16 protein-coding genes are annotated in these 15,808 nt (G+C 47.6%); 2 read left to right on the forward strand and 14 right to left on the reverse strand.

Translation table 11 applies throughout. From position 1 onward, the window contains the following. Positions 1–34: 34 nt before the first annotated feature. Positions 35–130: a stressosome-associated protein Prli42 gene (gene prli42, locus AD710_RS19440; RefSeq protein ID WP_016939040.1), complete on the forward strand. Its 96-nt coding sequence runs from the start codon at positions 35–37 to the stop codon at positions 128–130. Between the two features lie 13 nt (positions 131–143). Here the strand turns inward: prli42 and AD710_RS00110 are convergent, their stop codons facing one another. The 6 genes from AD710_RS00110 to brxB all read right to left on the reverse strand — a co-directional run bounded on the left by AD710_RS00110 (position 144) and on the right by brxB (position 4,648). Continuing rightward, positions 144–674 (reverse strand): L,D-transpeptidase, encoded by a 531-nt coding sequence (locus AD710_RS00110; RefSeq protein ID WP_049626983.1) that lies wholly within the window; start codon positions 672–674, stop codon positions 144–146. Between the two features lie 58 nt (positions 675–732). Next, positions 733–1,686 carry an aromatic acid exporter family protein gene (locus tag AD710_RS00115; RefSeq protein ID WP_016939038.1) on the reverse strand — a complete coding sequence of 318 codons (954 nt, stop codon included), beginning with the start codon at positions 1,684–1,686 and terminating at the stop codon, positions 733–735. A gap of 75 nt (positions 1,687–1,761) precedes the next feature. Next, positions 1,762–2,484 (reverse strand): arginine ABC transporter ATP-binding protein ArtM, encoded by a 723-nt coding sequence (locus AD710_RS00120; protein ID WP_016939037.1) that lies wholly within the window; start codon positions 2,482–2,484, stop codon positions 1,762–1,764. Then, positions 2,477–3,136, reverse strand: a complete 660-nt coding sequence (locus AD710_RS00125; RefSeq protein WP_016939036.1) for an arginine ABC transporter permease ArtQ — start codon at positions 3,134–3,136, stop codon at positions 2,477–2,479. Before AD710_RS00125 ends, AD710_RS00120 begins: the two co-directional genes overlap by 8 nt. 61 nt (positions 3,137–3,197) lie before the next feature. Continuing rightward, positions 3,198–3,965: an arginine ABC transporter substrate-binding protein ArtP gene (locus tag AD710_RS00130; RefSeq protein ID WP_049626984.1), complete on the reverse strand. Its 768-nt coding sequence runs from the start codon at positions 3,963–3,965 to the stop codon at positions 3,198–3,200. Between the two features lie 245 nt (positions 3,966–4,210). Next, a complete protein-coding gene (gene brxB / locus AD710_RS00135; protein WP_003153223.1) occupies positions 4,211–4,648 on the reverse strand; it encodes a bacilliredoxin BrxB in 438 nt (145 codons plus the stop codon). A gap of 179 nt (positions 4,649–4,827) precedes the next feature. On the opposite strand from brxB, the gene AD710_RS00140 reads away from it, so the two are divergent. After that, positions 4,828–5,724 (forward strand): YegS/Rv2252/BmrU family lipid kinase, encoded by an 897-nt coding sequence (locus AD710_RS00140; protein WP_049626985.1) that lies wholly within the window; start codon positions 4,828–4,830, stop codon positions 5,722–5,724. Positions 5,725–5,770: 46 nt separating this feature from the next. Here the strand turns inward: AD710_RS00140 and AD710_RS00145 are convergent, their stop codons facing one another. From AD710_RS00145 to AD710_RS00180, 8 genes are all read right to left on the reverse strand, one after another. Further along, positions 5,771–7,033, reverse strand: a complete 1,263-nt coding sequence (locus AD710_RS00145; protein WP_049626986.1) for a dihydrolipoamide acetyltransferase family protein — start codon at positions 7,031–7,033, stop codon at positions 5,771–5,773. A 21-nt stretch (positions 7,034–7,054) separates the two neighbouring features. Further along, a complete protein-coding gene (bfmBAB, locus tag AD710_RS00150) occupies positions 7,055–8,038 on the reverse strand; it encodes a 3-methyl-2-oxobutanoate dehydrogenase subunit beta (protein WP_045927155.1) in 984 nt (327 codons plus the stop codon). A gap of 12 nt (positions 8,039–8,050) precedes the next feature. Then, positions 8,051–9,043 carry a thiamine pyrophosphate-dependent dehydrogenase E1 component subunit alpha gene (locus AD710_RS00155; RefSeq protein ID WP_049626987.1) on the reverse strand — a complete coding sequence of 331 codons (993 nt, stop codon included), beginning with the start codon at positions 9,041–9,043 and terminating at the stop codon, positions 8,051–8,053. A gap of 22 nt (positions 9,044–9,065) precedes the next feature. Next, positions 9,066–10,487, reverse strand: coding sequence for a dihydrolipoyl dehydrogenase (lpdA, locus tag AD710_RS00160; RefSeq protein WP_016939030.1), 1,422 nt, complete (start codon positions 10,485–10,487; stop codon positions 9,066–9,068). Continuing rightward, positions 10,477–11,592 (reverse strand): butyrate kinase, encoded by a 1,116-nt coding sequence (gene buk / locus AD710_RS00165; RefSeq protein WP_095241629.1) that lies wholly within the window; start codon positions 11,590–11,592, stop codon positions 10,477–10,479. Before buk ends, lpdA begins: the two co-directional genes overlap by 11 nt. Before the next feature lie 17 nt (positions 11,593–11,609). Beyond that, positions 11,610–12,704, reverse strand: coding sequence for a branched-chain amino acid dehydrogenase (gene bcd, locus AD710_RS00170; protein WP_007612452.1), 1,095 nt, complete (start codon positions 12,702–12,704; stop codon positions 11,610–11,612). A gap of 13 nt (positions 12,705–12,717) precedes the next feature. Next, positions 12,718–13,611, reverse strand: coding sequence for a phosphate butyryltransferase (yqiS, locus tag AD710_RS00175; protein ID WP_049626988.1), 894 nt, complete (start codon positions 13,609–13,611; stop codon positions 12,718–12,720). A gap of 122 nt (positions 13,612–13,733) precedes the next feature. Next, positions 13,734–15,803 carry a sigma-54 interaction domain-containing protein gene (locus AD710_RS00180; RefSeq protein WP_049626989.1) on the reverse strand — a complete coding sequence of 690 codons (2,070 nt, stop codon included), beginning with the start codon at positions 15,801–15,803 and terminating at the stop codon, positions 13,734–13,736. Positions 15,804–15,808 lie beyond the last annotated feature (5 nt).

Consider the following 15,808-nt stretch of genomic DNA (forward strand, 5'->3'; position numbering starts at 1 on the left):
AAAATGATAGACAGTAATCTTAAGGAGTGAAACGATGTCTCAGAAATTCATGAAAAGCGCCGTCATCGTCATTCTAGGCGTATTTATACTGTCAACAGTCCTCTCAGGCATTATGATGTATTTGCGTTAAAAAAGCGGGCGCCTCATTGCACGGGGGTTTCCTGCTTTTTTATGAGGGCTTTCCGCTCTTTTGCAATGTCCTCAAATGAGCGGTTTTCTTTTGTAATCAATACTTTTGTTCCGGGAGGGATAATCCGAAAAATATGGATGACATCCCGGTTTTTCATGCGGATACAGCCGTTTGATACAAACCCTCCGATCAGCTCTTCTCTGTTTGTCCCGTGAATGCCGTATATCCTGCCGTCGGTTCCTTTCGCATCAAAACCGATCCAGCGGACGCCGAGCGGATTTTCCGGCGCGCCTCCCTCTACATTTTTCTTCCGGTAATACGGATTTACAGCCTTGACCGTTACCGTAAATTCTCCTTCAGGCGTCAGATCATCTGTTTTTCCCGTCGCCACCTGATAAATGCCTTCTATTCGATTATCCTTCACAACCGCAAGCGCATTTGTGGTTTTATTGACGATGATGTAAGGGTCACCCGGCAAAGGATTCGCGCCAAGCGGCCAAAGCGGAGACAGCAGCAGAACAGCTGACAATAAAAAAAATCGCATGGGCTCCCCTCCTTTTTTCATTAGAATGACCAATGAAAGGGGGACTCATGCGATGTTTTTACAGCTTGATGCCTTTGAAATAACTTTTAATCACGAGATATTGTTCCATCTCACCGAGCAGGTGAAATAAAGCCGCCCGCGCTTCAAATTCCTCGCGTGTTGCCGGGAGCGGCATTTCTTCAAATTCCGTTCTCATTTCCGCCAGTCTTTTTAAAAATTTATGGGCGGTATTGCCGGGATGAATGGCTTCCCTTAATTCATGGATAAAATGGGCAATCATTTTTCCCTGCTCCACCGTTATTGAAACAGAGGTAATCTTCGGCAGCAGCCTTTCGATAATTTCAAATTGTTTCTGTCTCATTTTAAAATAATGATAGTAGAGATTTTCATGGCGCAAAATATGATTCTGCACGTCCCGGTACGCGAGGTTTTTCGCCTCTTGAATCATCTGATGCGTCTCCGGTATTTCTTTCCCCGTCCAATCTTGCTCACCTGTTAACAAATACCGTTCGATTTCGGCGAAGATGACGGCAAAGTTGTCCTCGATTTTTTTCCGGTACGCCGCAAGTTTTCTGTCCAGGCTCGGCATATACAGATTCATTAACAGCGCGACGCCGATACCTACGGTAATCAGCTGGAACTCATTCCAGATAAACGCCGGCGTAATGCCGCCGGACATATATAAATGAAGAATGATAACTGAGCTGGTGACGATCCCCTCGTTTATTTTTAAAACGACTGTAGTCGGAATGAACAGCACGAGCAATATTCCGATCACAAACGGATAATAGCCGATCAGTCCGAAAAAGACATATGAAAAGACGATCGCCAATAAACAGGCGGCAAATCGGGCCCACGAGGCCTGAAGCGACCGCTTTTGCGTAATTTGGATGCACAATATGGTGATGATTCCTGCGGATGCGAAGTTTTGCAGATGCAACAGCTGGGCTAAATAAATGGCCAGCGCCGTTCCAAGTGCGGTCTTTAGTGTGCGGTAACCGATTTTAAACATTGCTTGCTCCATTCTGTTTGTTTCGTTCTCAAAAAAAGAAGAAGAGCATTCTTCTTCTTTTCTTACAGTTATATTTTATAATATTTTTTCTAAAAAGTCCTGTGCTCTTTTTGACTTCGGAGAAAGAAAAAATTCTTCCGGCGGCCCGTCTTCCACTATTGTGCCATCATCCATGAATAATACGCGGTCTGCGACTTCCTTGGCAAACCCCATTTCGTGCGTGACGATCACCATCGTCATGCCCGTCTGCGCGAGCTCTTTCATCACCTCAAGGACTTCTTTGACCATTTCCGGGTCCAGGGCTGAGGTCGGTTCATCAAACAGCATGATATCAGGATTCATGGCAAGCGCCCGCGCGATGGCGACACGCTGCTTCTGCCCGCCTGACAAGCGGTTCGGATAGTCGTTCCGTTTTTCAAGCAGCCCGACTTTTTCGAGGAGCGCGCACGCCTTTTCTTCCGCCGCCTTTTTGGACTCTTTCTTCACACTGACCGGCGCGTATGTGATATTATCAAGCACCGTTTTATGAGGAAACAGATGAAAATGCTGAAATACCATGCCGATATTTTCCCGCACTTTCAGTTTATTCGTTTTAGCGGCGGTGATTTCTTTTTCCTTAATGGCAATCGTTCCGCCGCTCGGGGTTTCCAGCAGATTTAAGCAGCGCAGAAACGTTGATTTGCCCGAGCCGGAAGGCCCGATGACGGCGACGACTTCACCTTCTTGGATCTGTGTTGAAATGTTTTTCAATACTTCATGTTTCCCGAATGATTTTGAAAGGTTGTCGACCTTAATCATTGGCTTTCAGCTTCCTTTCTACGCCTTTTCCGATGAATGCTAAGATCAAAACGAGCACGTAATAGATTAAGCCCGCCACAATAAGAGGCTCTAAATAGTTGTATGTTGCGGCGCCGGACTGGTAGGCCCGTCTCATAATATCGCCGAGACCGATAACCGTGACGATAGCCGATTCTTTCGTCAAAGTGATTAATTCGTTTATAATGGCCGGAGAAATGTTTTTGAACGCCTGCGGCAGCAGCAGATCTTTCATCATTTTTCCGTACGGCACGCCGAGAGCGACGGCAGCCTCTTTTTGTCCTTTGTCAATCGCGTTGATTCCCGCTCTGATAATTTCAGAGACGTAAGCGGCAGAATTGAGCGATAAGGCGGTGACCGCCGCCCAAAATTGGTCGATCTGAAAGCCGAGAAGCTGCGGCATACCGAAATAAATGATCATCAGCTGCAGCACGAGCGGCGTGCCGCGAAAAATTGAAGTATAAAAATCCGCAATCCATTTCAGCGGACTGATCGTGCTGATTTTAAACAGACTGAGAATGATGCCTAATACAAGGCCGATGACCGCTGAAACGAGCACAATTTTTAATGTGACGGCAAGGCCTTCCAATATAAAAGGAATTTGGGGTATTGTCGCTGAGAAATCCAAATTCATACGTGTGATCTCCTTTACCTTTATTCAAGATAAAAAGCTCAACGAAAAGTTGAGCTTTCTTTTATTTCTCGTTGGTGAACCATTTTTTCTTCAGTTTTTCGATTTCTCCGTTTTTCTCCATTTCTTTCAGCGCTTTGTTAAACTTCGCTGTCAGATCACTGTCTTTGCGAAACGCAATCGCGGAGCCCGATTCGTCTGATTTCGCATCTGCTGAGACAAAGCCCTGCAGATCATGATTTGAACTGAAATAGCCCTGTGCCACGATGTCTTCGATAATTGCGGCATCAAAACGTCCGGATTTAATCTCTTCCGTTAAGTCTGAAATGCGGTTGCGGTCTTCGAGCTGAAAACCGTATTTTGAAGCAAGCTTCTTGCCTTTTTCTTCTTGAATGGAGCCGAGCTGAACACCGACGGTTTTGCCTTTCAGATCATTCAGAGATTTAATGCTGCTTCCCTTTTTCGTAACGATCATATTGTTAGCAGTATAATAAATATCTGAGAAATCTACTTGCTTTTTCCGTTCCGGCGTAGGTGTCATTCCTGATAAAATCATATCAACCTGCTTAGACTTCAGCGATGTAATCAGACTGTTGAAGTCCATGTCCTGCACCTCAACGTCATAGCCGGTCTTTTTGCCCAGAGCTTTTGCCAGATCAACGTCAAATCCGACGATCTGATCGCCGTCTTTATATTCAAACGGTTTATAATCAGCCGATGTACCCATAATCAGTTTGTTCTTTCCGCCTTCTGAGCCTGAATTGCCTGATCCGCAGGCGGACAGCGCAAAGGTGATACATGCGGCAATCAATACCAACAGCCATTTCTTCATGATTATTTTCCCCCATATCTGCTTATCTCTTAAACTTGAATATTTATTCGTTAATCTGTATTTTAAACACTTTTTACTAGTTATGCAATACTATTTTCAAAAAATATAATTCCCTTTCTTTATTTATTATAGTCATTGTTTTTCGAATGAGTGACAGCTGATTGCCGGTGCATAAATATTTATATTTATACAAACACCATATAAAAAACCCCGCAAGCGCTTGGCTCCGGGGTTTTCCTTTTTACTTATACTTCTTCACAATATTCTTCAAATGCTTCCTGCAGTTTTGTGACGACGGCCATAGGCTCATGTCCTTCAATTTCATGACGTTCCACCATTTTCATGATTTTCCCGTCTTTTAAAATCGCAAAGGACGGAGAGGACGGCGGATAGCCTTCAAAGTATTCTCTCGCTTTTGCTGTCGCTTCTTTGTCCTGTCCGGCAAAAACCGTCACAAGCTGATCCGGGCGTTTATCATAATGTACGGAATGGTACGCCGCAGGTCTTGCAATTCCGCCTGCGCATCCGCACACAGAATTGACCATAACAAGTGTCGTTCCTTTTTTCGAAAGCGCTTCGTCCACTTCCTCAGCGGTTTTCAGCTCCGTATAACCGGCGGCCGTGATTTCCTGGCGGGCTTGACGCACGACATCATTCATAAATAAATTAAAATCCATATTCAACTGGGACCTCTCCTTTTTGATCATCTTCTCTTATGATAGCAAGGAACCTGCCCTATCGGCAAATGACACCGCTCATCTCCGATTATTTTTTGTCCCTTTTATGTTTTCGATGTAAGTTTATGACCTTTTAAAAACGGGAAACTTGTTAAAGAGATTGTCTGAAATAAAGGAGCAGTCGTATGAGCCAACGGAAAGCAGTATTAATTTATAACGGAAACGCCGGTCAAAAACAGATTGATAAAACCCTCGGCACGGTCGTCCCCATTTTGGCCCAGTCAGCTGACGAGCTTTTGATTAAACCGACCAAACATCAGGATGATGCCAGTCAGTTTTGTGAAAATCTCGACAGCTCGGTTGACCATTTATACATTTTAGGCGGAGACGGCACGGTCCATCAATGCATCAACAGCATCAGCAAGCTTGATCACAGACCCGCTGTCGGCATTTTGCCGGGGGGAACGTGCAACGATTTTTCACGGGCGCTCGGCATCCCGCAAAATCTTCAAAAGGCCGCTGAAGCGCTCGCAGCCGGGCATAAACAAATGATAGACGTCTGCAAATCGGATGACAGCTATTTTTTGAACTTCTGGGGGATCGGGCTGATCACTGAAGCATCGAGCCATATTAATGAAAAAGAAAAGGCATTGCTCGGGAAAATCAGCTATTTCACGAGCGCCTTGCGGACGATGACAAGCGCAAACCCTTTTCCCGTCAGATTGACGATCGACGGTGAGGTGAAAGAAGACGAAGCCGTTATGGTGCTTGTTATGAACGGGCATTTTATCGGGACAAACAGAGTTCCCCTGCCTGATGCCAGCCTTCAGGACGGGTTAGCCGATGTGTTAATCTGCCGCAGCACAAGCCTTGCCGCTTTGCGGGAGCTGATGACGATGGAGCAGGGTTCATTTGATGATTTTAAAGGGGAGCTTTCGTATATTCAGGCTTCCAGGATTGAAATCGAAACTGAACGTGAAATGGACGCGGATACGGACGGCGAAGTATATGGAAAGGCGCCTTGCACGATCGAAGTAAAAAAACATCATCTCACCATGCTCGTTCCCGAAGATTCAGAATGAAACTGAAAAAAACTCCCTTTGCCGCCAGGGCAAAAGGGAGTTTTTTTTAATAGACTGAAGTATTTTCGTCAATGTTTTCTAAAATTTCTTTGACGCGTCCGAGGAAACGGCCGCATACGAGCCCGTCAAGCACTCTGTGATCTAAAGACAGGCAAAGATTAACCATATCACGCACGGCAATCATCCCGTTATTCATGACAACCGGACGTTTGACGATTGATTCTACCTGAAGAATGGCTGCCTGCGGATGATTGATAATGCCCATAGACTGAACCGAGCCGAAAGATCCCGTGTTATTGACGGTAAAGGTGCCGCCCTGCATATCATCGGCGGCAAGTCTTCCGTCTCTCACTTTTTTCGCAAGATCCGTTATTTCTCTGGCTATGCCTTTAATCGTTTTTTCATCAGCATGCTTAATAACCGGAACAAACAGCGAATCTTCTGTGGCAACGGCAATGGAGATGTTGATGTCTTTCTTTTGGACGATTTTGTCCCCCGCCCACATGCTGTTCATTTGCGGGAACTCTTTAAGAGCCTGCGCCGCCGCTTTTACAAAGAAAGCGAAGAATGTTAAATTGAAGCCTTCTTTTTGTTTAAACGAGTCTTTAATGCTGTTTCTGTACGCCGTCATGTTCGTGACGTCAACTTCCATCATCGTCCAGGCATGCGGAATTTCTGTTTTGCTTTTATGCATATTGGCTGCGATGGCTTTTCTGACGCCTGTAACCGGAATTTCAATATCACCGGCTGACAGAGCTGGTGCCGGCGCTTGTTTTTGCTGCTGTTTCGGCGCTTGTTGCGTTGTCTGGACGGCAGCCGGTGCCGGTGCTTCCGTCTTCTGCTGCATTCCCGAATCAATGATCTTTTGAATGTCTTTTCGCGTAATTCTTCCGCCTGCACCCGTTCCTTCAACTTCTTCAAGCTGAATGCCGTGTTCTCCCGCTAATCTGAGCACAGCCGGCGAATATCGCGCTTTATTTGACTGATCTTTACCTGCACGGTTTGAATCGGTGTCTGCAGGGGGATTCTGCACTTCTTCCCGCTTCGGCGCCTCTTCGGCTGCCGTTTCTTCTGTTTCAATTTTGCAGATGATCTCGCCTACTGCAAGAGTCTGCCCTTCTTCCCCTACTAGTTCTGTAATCGTACCGGTAAAAGAAGACGGCACCTCTGCATTCACTTTATCTGTCATGACCTCCGCGATGGGGTCATATTTATTCACTTGATCACCCGGGGATACCAGCCATTTGCTGATCGTCCCTTCCGTCACGCTCTCTCCGAGCTGAGGCATAGCCATTTGTTCAATCGCCATGTCAAAAACCTCCTTACGTCTTTAAAACTCCGCTAATTCTCTCATCGCGGCTTCTGCTTTGTCAGGATTCATCATGAAGTATTTTTCCATTGCCGGCGCATAAGGCATCGCCGGAACGTCAGGACCCGCAAGCCGCTTGATCGGTGCGTCTAAATCAAATAAGCAGTTCTCAGAAATAATGGCGGCGACTTCGCTCATAATGCCGCCTTCTTTCGTATCTTCTGTGATCAGCAATACTTTACCCGTTTTAGATGCGGCTTCAATGATGGCTTCTTTATCTAACGGATAGACCGTACGCAAATCTAATATGTGCGCGGAAATTCCGTCTTTTTCAAGACGCTCGGCAGCCTGCAGAGCGAAATGGACGCATAAACCGTACGTAATGACAGTAATGTCGCTGCCTTCGCGTTTTACATCCGCCTTACCGATCGGAAGGACGTAATCATCAGCAGGGACTTCGCCTTTAATCAGGCGGTACGCCCGCTTATGCTCAAAAAACAGTACGGGGTCTTCGTCACGGACAGCAGCTTTTAACAGCCCTTTTGCATCATAAGGAGTTGAAGGCATGACAATTTTAAGGCCCGGCTGGTTGGCAAAGATGGCCTCCACAGATTGGGAATGATACAACGCCCCGTGCACGCCGCCGCCATAAGGCGCTCTGATGACCATCGGACAGCTCCAATCATTGTTTGAACGGTAGCGGATTTTTGCCGCTTCTGAAATGATTTGGTTGACCGCAGGAAGAATGAAATCGGCAAACTGCATCTCCGCGATCGGACGCATGCCGTACATGGCGGCGCCGATGCCGACACCCGCAATCGCTGATTCCGCAAGCGGCGTATCCATCACCCGCTCTTCTCCGAACTGCTCATAGAGACCTGCCGTGGCTTTAAACACGCCGCCTTTTCTCCCGACGTCTTCCCCGAGAACAAAAACGCGCGGATCTCTTTCCATTTCTTCTTTCATTGCTGCATTAATACTGTCAATATAAGACATTACAGACATAAGTATTCCTCCCTACTTCGCATAAACGTGATCAAGCGTTGATTCAGGAGATGCATATGGCGCTTTCTCCGCTTCGTCTGTCGCTTCGTTTACGATCGCCATGATGTCATCCAGCATGGTCTTTTCTTCTTCTTCACTAAGAAGCCCGGCTTCTTGAAGGTATGTTTTGTATATAAGAAGCGGATCTTGTTTCTTTGCTTCTTCTACTTCTTTGCGTTCTCTGTAGCTGCTGTCGTCGTCGTCACTCGAATGCGGCGTCAAACGGTAGGAAACCGTTTCGATTAATGTAGGGCCTTCGCCTTTAGACGCACGTTCGCGCGCTTCTTTCACGACACGATAAACTTCAAGCAGATCGTTTCCGTCAACAGTGATGCCCGGCATGCCGTAGCCTACCGCCCGGTCGGAGATATTCTCGCAGGCCACCTGTTTGTCATACGGGACAGAAATGGCATACTTATTGTTTTCACACATGAAAATGACCGGCAATTTATGCACGGCGGCAAAGTTCGCCCCTTCGTGAAAATCTCCCTGATTGGAAGAGCCTTCTCCAAAGGTCACGAAAGAAACGATATCCTTTTTATCCATGCGTCCCGCAAGCGCGATCCCGACTGCGTGAGGGACCTGCGTCGTAACAGGAGAGGAGCCCGTTACGATTCTGTTTTTCTTTTGACCGAAGTGTCCCGGCATCTGCCTTCCGCCTGAGTTCGGGTCAGCCGCTTTCGCAAAACCGGACATCATCAAATCCTTTGCAGTCATACCGAATGCAAGCACAACCCCCATATCTCTGTAGTAAGGAAGCACATAGTCGGTATCGCGGTTTAAAGCATAGGCCGCGCCTACTTGTGCCGCTTCCTGCCCTTGACATGAAATAACGAACGGAATTTTGCCCGAGCGGTTTAACAGCCACATTCTTTCGTCGATTTTTCTGGCTAACAGCATGGTTCTATACATTTCAACGGCTTCCGCGTCAGAAAGCCCTAATGCTTGATGGCGGTTTGTAGTCATTCAAACCCCTCCTTCTTTCCTTTTAAAAATGAATCGCGTTTCCGTCTGCGGCTAGTGCAGCTTCTCCAATCGCCTCTGAAAGCGACGGGTGCGGGTGTATGGACTGGCCGATTTCCCACGGCGTCGCATCGAGCACCTTGGCAAGCCCCGCTTCAGAGATCATATCAGTGACGTGCGGACCGATCATATGAACACCGAGAATATCATCTGTGTTCCGGTCGGCGACGATTTTGACAAAGCCGTCGCTTTCCCCGTAAACAAGAGCTTTTCCGATCGCCATGAACGGAAACTTTCCGATCTTAAGTTCGTGTCCTTTGCGTTCGGCTTCTTCTTCTGTCAAACCGACACTCGCAGCTTCCGGATTTGAATAAATGCATTTTGGCACAAGAGCGGCATCAAGAGGCGCCGGATTAAGACCCGCCATATGCTCAACGGCAATGATGCCTTCACGGGATGCCACATGTGCAAGCTGCAGTCCGCCGACAACATCACCGATCGCATAAATGTGCGATTCCTTCGTCTGTCCGGCTTCATTTACGACGACAGAACCGTTTTCCGTTACAATGTCCGTGTTTTCAAGGCCGATTCCTTCAATGTTCGGCTGGCGGCCGATGGAAACAAGCATTTTTTCTGCATGATACGTTTCGCTTTTTCCATTCTTTTCAGCATCAATTGAAACACCGTCCGCTTTCTTCAATGTATCCGGAAGCACTTTCGCACCCGTCACGATCTTAATTCCTTTTTTCGTTAACAGTTTTTCCATTTCGCTTGAAATATCACGGTCCTCAGTCGGCAAAATGCGGTCCGCATATTCGATCACAGTGATATCGACGCCGAAATCGTTCAGCATGGATGCCCATTCAATACCGATGACACCGCCGCCGACGATCATCATGGATTGGGGCAGACGTTCAAGCTCAAGCGCTTCATCTGACGTCAGAATATATGTACCGTCAGCTTCTAAACCCGGCAGCATTTTCGGTCTCGAACCGGTTGCGATAATCAATTGTTTCGGTATCAGCATGTCGTTTTCTTCGCCATTTGCGTATTCAACGGAAACTGTACCTGGAAGAGGTGAGAAGATGGAAGGGCCGAGCATACGTCCGTACCCGTTGAATACATCAATCTTCCCCTTTTTCATCAGGTGGGCTACACCGCCGGCCAGCCGGTCAACGATTCCCTGCTTTCGTTTTTGCACACTGTCAAAACGGAGGGAGACACCTTCCGTTTCAATGCCGAACGATGCCGCTTCCTTTGCGGTTCGATACACTTCCGCGCTTCTTAACAGCGCTTTACTCGGGATACATCCTTTATGAAGGCATGTTCCGCCGAGTTTTTCTTTTTCTACAACGGCCGTTTTTAAGCCGAGCTGGGCCGCTCTGATGGCGGCGACATAACCGCCAGTTCCGCCGCCCAGAATGACCACATCATACTCAGTCGCCATCTGTTTTCACTCCTTCGCCGATCTGATATTGTTTTGCCTGCTCCTCACCGGCTAAAACCCGAAGTGCGCCTTGCGCGAGAGATTGCAGTTCATTTTCTCCCGGATACACCAGTACATCCGAAATCCAATCTATGTACGATCTGATGGCGGATACGAAACGTTTCCCGTACGCTAATCCGCCCGTCAGGACGATAATGTCTACTTTTCCTTTTAAAACGGCGCTTGCCGCCCCGATTTCTTTTGCTACTTGATAAGCCATGGCATCATAAATGAGCCTTGCATGCTCATCTCCGTCCTGAATTCGTTTTTCCACTTTCAACGCGTCCGTTGTTCCCAGGTAGCCGGACAGTCCGCCGGTGCCGACAAGTTTTTTCATCATATCGGCTTTTGAATATTTGCCGGAAAAACACATTTCCACCAGATCTCCAGCCGGAACGGTTCCCGCACGTTCCGGACTTAAAGGTCCTTCACCGTGAAGCCCGTTGTTGACATCCGTCACCCTTCCGCAGTCATGAACGCCGACTGTGATCCCTCCGCCCATGTGGGTGACGACCATCTTCATCTGTTCATACCGCTTGCCGAGGGACGCCGCCGCCTGACGGGCAACGGCTTTTTGGTTTAAAGCATGAAAAATGCTTTTCCGCTTGATTTCAGGCATCCCTGATACTTTAGCGAGCGGAGTCATCTCATCCACCACGACCGGATCGACGATGTATGCCGGGATATTTAGCCCGTCAGCAATTTCCCTGGCAATAATTCCGCCCAGATTGGAAGCATGCTGGCCGTTGTAGCCGTTTTTCAAATCAGTGATCATGGCGTCATTCACTTCATATGTTCCGCCCTCAATCGGTCTGAGCAGGCCGCCTCTGGCACAAACGGCATCAAACTTTGAAATGTTGATGCCCTGTTCGTGCAGAGACTCAAGTATGCTTATTTTTCGAAATTCGTATTGGGCGATAATGCTGTTAAATGTTTTCAGCTCTTCTTCGGGGTGCCGCAGCGTCTTTTCAAATATACAGCGTTCATTGTGAAAGACGCCGATTTTCGTTGATGTTGAGCCTGGATTCAGAATGAGAATGCGTTTTTCCTGTTCGAACATTTTCATACCTCCAGATCAATTTCCTACCGTCTGCTTAATATGCTTTGGCCGTTTTGCAGAAACTGGCTTCTTGAACGGCGCATGCGCTCAATTCGTTCCTCAGCAAGACGGTCAGCCGCTAAGTATGTCGGAATGCCGTCACGCGCAGAAATATCGAGCACCCGTTCAATGTTTGCATAGATGCCTTCAACCTTTTTCAAAGCCCGCTCTGCATTGTAGCCGTAAAGCTCATCTGCTACATTGATGACGCCGCCGGCATTGATGACATAGTCCGGTGCGTATACGATTCCCATCTCATGAATGGTATCGCCGTGACGTGTTTCTTTCAGCTGGTTATTGGCCGCTCCCGCAATGACTTTCGCCTTCAGCTGTTTAATCGTGTCATCGTTAATGACAGCGCCGAGAGCACACGGAGCATAAATATCGCACGCCTGTGAGTAAATGTCGTCCGGATCGACTGCACGGGCGCCAAAGTCCTCAACGGCACGTTTAACAGATTCTTTATTGATATCCGTCACGATTAAAGAAGCGCCTTCTTCGTGAAGGTGGCGGCAAAGATTATAAGCCACATTTCCCACGCCTTGCACAGCAATTGTTTTTCCTTCCAATGAATCAGTGCCGAACGCCGCTTTAGCAGCAGCTTTCATCCCTTTGTATACGCCGTACGCCGTAACCGGAGACGGATTTCCTGAGGAACCGAATGCAGGAGAAATCCCTGTTACATAGTCTGTTTCATCATGAATAATATCCATATCTTCAACGGTGGTGCCGACGTCTTCCGCCGTAATATATCTTCCGTTTAAGCCTTGGATGTACCGGCCGAATGCACGGAACATTTCTTCATTTTTATCCTTGCGCGGGTCCCCGATAATAACGGTTTTCCCGCCGCCCAGGTTTAGTCCGGCAGCCGCATTTTTATAAGTCATGCCTTTTGCGAGTCTTAATGCATCTTCAATCGCAGCTTCTTCACTGTCATATGTCCACATTCTTGTTCCGCCGAGTGCAGGACCGAGCGTTGTATCATGAATCGCGATGATCGCTTTTAATCCAGATTGTTCATCTTGGCAGAATACCAATTGTTCGTAATCATAAGTCTCCATATATTTAAAAATTTCCATAGGTTCGTTCCTCCTACTGTTCTTGTGATGCGCAAATCGCAAGCGCAATTGAATACAGTTTATTTTCTGCGGTATCCGCTCTGCTCGTTAATGCAATCGGCGCCTTCGCACCGGCGATGACGGCAGCAACATTTGCTTTCGCAAAATAAATCATTGACTTGTAAAGCATATTTCCGGCCTCAATTGAAGGAACCAAGAGAATATCCGCCTGGCCCGCAACGCTTCCGGAAATTCCTTTTTGGAGCGCGGCCGCTTGGGATACGGCATTATCCAAAGCAAGCGGTCCGTCCGCAATGCAGCCCGTAATTTGTCCTCTATTGCACATTTGGACGATTGCAGCGGCGTTCAGCGTCGCCTCCATTTTCGGGTTGACCGTTTCAATTGCGGCAAGGACTGCAGCTTTTGGCATAGGGTTCCCTACTGAATGCGCGACATAAACCGCATTTTGCAGAATATGCCGAAGCTCTTCAAGAGACGGGGCAATGTTCAGCGCCGAATCCGTTACATACATCAGCCGGTCATAGTCCGGCACCTCAAAAACGGCTACATGTGATAACACCTTTTTTGAACGCAGCCCTTCCTGTCGGTTTAACACCGATTTCAGAAGAGTTGAGCTCGGCAGATTCCCTTTCATTAAAATATCAGCCTCTTGTTCACGCACTGCCCGCACTGCTTTTGCCGCAGATTCTTCAGGTGAATCGGCGTGGACGATTTCAGCATTAAACTTCGGCTCGTTTGCCAGGAGTTCTTTCAGCTTTTCACTGTCACCCGTCAGTAAAAATCGTGCCGATAAGTGTTCTGCCGCCATTTTGACGGCTTGGATCACTTCTTTATCTGCTGCGTGGGCCACTGCAATGGTTTTTGCGTTTTTTGCCGCGGCTTTTTCAACTAGGTCTCTCAGCTTCATTTTGTACCACCTTCCTTGTGCGAATCCGCTTTTATCAATGCAAGTTCCGTGCCAAATATGCGGGAGGGTTATTCCGGCCTTTTTTCAAGAAAACATGCAGCTGGTTGCGCTGTTTCTGCAATTTATTGCATGCCGTCATTTGCAAGGCCGTACTTGTCCATTTTGTAGTACAGATTCCGAATGCTGACGCCAAGCGCTTTTGCCGTTTTGGTTCGGTTGAATTTGTGCTTTTCAAGTGTTTTTTGAATGACATGCGCTTCAAATTTTTCAACGGCTTGAGAGAGTTTTTCTCCTTCCACATCCGGAAAATCACTTTGAGCGCCGTTTTTTTCATTCAGCTCTGTTTCAAAAACAGGCAGATGCTGCTGTTCGATCCGCTCCATGTTCGGCTCTAAAAATATCATCGCCCGGCCGAGCACATTTTCAAGCTCTCGTACGTTTCCAGGCCAGCTGTAGGCTGATAAAGCACGCAGCGCGTTGGGCGAGAGTCCCTTTACATTGCGTCCGTAATCCTGATTGATTTTTTCAATGAGCCGAATGCTCAGCGCTTCAATATCTTCTTTACGCTGCCGAAGCGGCGGGATGGAGATCGGATAACGGTTAATCCGGTAATACAGGTCTTCCCGGAACGTCCCTTCCGCCATGGCTTTTTCGATGTTGACATTTGTCGCTGCGATAATTCTGACATTGACAGGAATCGCTTTAGCGCCGCCGACTCTGATAATTTCTTTTTCCTGCAGAACCCTGAGCAGCTTCGCCTGGGTGCTTTGGGTCAGCTCCCCGATTTCATCTAAGAAAATGCTGCCGTTATTCGCTTCTTCAAAAAGCCCTTTTTTGCCCCCGCGCCTCGCGCCCGTAAACGCGCCTTCCTCATAGCCGAAAAGCTCGGATTCAAGCAGGGATTCAGACAGGGCTGCACAATTGACCCTGATGAATTTATTGTATTTTCGGTCGCTTTCGTTATGGATGGCGTGGGCGAAAAGTTCTTTCCCGGTGCCGGATTCTCCCCGCAGCAGAATCGTCGCCGGCGTTTTCGCCCCGAGCTTCGCCTGTTCAAGGGCGACCAGCATTTGTTCACTCGTGCCGATAATGTCATCAAACGTGTATTTCGCTTCAAGCGTGCGGATGATCTGGCGCGCCCGGTTCAATTCAGCCGTCAGCGTTTTAATTTCTGACACATCGTGAATGACGCCGACGCTGCCTTTTAAAATACCGTCGACAATAACAGGGGCAACATTCACGATGACATCCTTTTTATTGGGGCCGACTTTCATCCTTACCCCCCGTACGGGCCGCCTTGTCCCCAATACTTTCAGATGCATGCTTTCCCCTTCCGAAATATCGGTGGAGGCGGGTTTTCCGATGACTTCGCTTTCTGCCAGTCCGGTCATTTTTGTATACGCTTTGTTGATTAACATTCCGATGCCGTTTTCATCAACGACGGAAATGGCTTCGTCTGACGATTGAATAATCGCTTCAAGCATAGTGCGGATTTGTTTTAAGTTCGTGACCTCTTCTGCCAGCTCAACCGCGTCCGTGATGTCTTTAAACACACATAACGCCCCGAGAAGCTTCCCGCCTTCATCAATGATCGGCAGTCTTGTCGTGACAATCTGAAGGTGCTTTCCGAGGAGCTGCTTCTGGTTATACTCCGGCTCTCTCGTTTCCAGAATCCGCGGCAGTTTTGTATTCGGCACTACGTCTTTAATTTGGCGGCCGATGACATCTTCCCGTTTTTGACCGACCATTTTTTCAGCCATTTGATTAAATAAAATGATCGTTTCATTGACGTCTATAAAAATCATGCCGTCATGCGTTGAATTAAAAATCCGGTCATGCTTATACGTCTGGGACTTCAGCATTTGAATAAGCTCCTGTTTTTCCTCCATCAGCTGAAACATCATGTACGCCAATTTTCCCGGCATGACGATGGTTTGTTCTTTTTTTTGTTGGAGCAGCTCATCCATGACCGCCTTGTCGCCCGTTGTATGGATGATGATATCTATATCTTCGGTTATGTAAGATTTCCAATCTGATGAGGTTGCAATTCCATATTTCCGGGCTTCTTGCAGCCCTTGCGCCTCCGGATCTTGATCAACCACCGCAATAATTTGGATCAGCTTTGTTTTCATCAAAATCTGTAAGAGCGCCGTGCCTCCTTTACCAGCACCTATAATCAGCACCTTCTGCATCCCGA

The organism is Bacillus sp. JFL15 (genome assembly GCF_001184225.1).
Taxonomy (GTDB): domain Bacteria; phylum Bacillota; class Bacilli; order Bacillales; family Bacillaceae; genus Bacillus; species Bacillus siamensis.

Excerpts from the sequence above, each read along its gene's own strand:
- prli42 (WP_016939040.1), top strand. The coding sequence starts at position 35 with ATGTCTCAGAAATTCATGAAAAGCGCCGTCATCGTCATTCTAGGCGTA.
- AD710_RS00110 (WP_049626983.1), bottom strand. The coding sequence starts at position 674 with ATGCGATTTTTTTTATTGTCAGCTGTTCTGCTGCTGTCTCCGCTTTGG.
- AD710_RS00115 (WP_016939038.1), bottom strand. The coding sequence starts at position 1,686 with ATGTTTAAAATCGGTTACCGCACACTAAAGACCGCACTTGGAACGGCG.
- AD710_RS00120 (WP_016939037.1), bottom strand. The coding sequence starts at position 2,484 with ATGATTAAGGTCGACAACCTTTCAAAATCATTCGGGAAACATGAAGTA.
- AD710_RS00125 (WP_016939036.1), bottom strand. The coding sequence starts at position 3,136 with ATGAATTTGGATTTCTCAGCGACAATACCCCAAATTCCTTTTATATTG.
- AD710_RS00130 (WP_049626984.1), bottom strand. The coding sequence starts at position 3,965 with ATGAAGAAATGGCTGTTGGTATTGATTGCCGCATGTATCACCTTTGCG.
- AD710_RS00140 (WP_049626985.1), top strand. The coding sequence starts at position 4,828 with ATGAGCCAACGGAAAGCAGTATTAATTTATAACGGAAACGCCGGTCAA.
- AD710_RS00145 (WP_049626986.1), bottom strand. The coding sequence starts at position 7,033 with ATGGCGATTGAACAAATGGCTATGCCTCAGCTCGGAGAGAGCGTGACG.
- bfmBAB (WP_045927155.1), bottom strand. The coding sequence starts at position 8,038 with ATGTCTGTAATGTCTTATATTGACAGTATTAATGCAGCAATGAAAGAA.
- AD710_RS00155 (WP_049626987.1), bottom strand. The coding sequence starts at position 9,043 with ATGACTACAAACCGCCATCAAGCATTAGGGCTTTCTGACGCGGAAGCC.
- lpdA (WP_016939030.1), bottom strand. The coding sequence starts at position 10,487 with ATGGCGACTGAGTATGATGTGGTCATTCTGGGCGGCGGAACTGGCGGT.
- buk (WP_095241629.1), bottom strand. The coding sequence starts at position 11,592 with ATGAAAATGTTCGAACAGGAAAAACGCATTCTCATTCTGAATCCAGGC.
- bcd (WP_007612452.1), bottom strand. The coding sequence starts at position 12,704 with ATGGAAATTTTTAAATATATGGAGACTTATGATTACGAACAATTGGTA.
- yqiS (WP_049626988.1), bottom strand. The coding sequence starts at position 13,611 with ATGAAGCTGAGAGACCTAGTTGAAAAAGCCGCGGCAAAAAACGCAAAA.
- AD710_RS00180 (WP_049626989.1), bottom strand. The coding sequence starts at position 15,803 with ATGCAGAAGGTGCTGATTATAGGTGCTGGTAAAGGAGGCACGGCGCTC.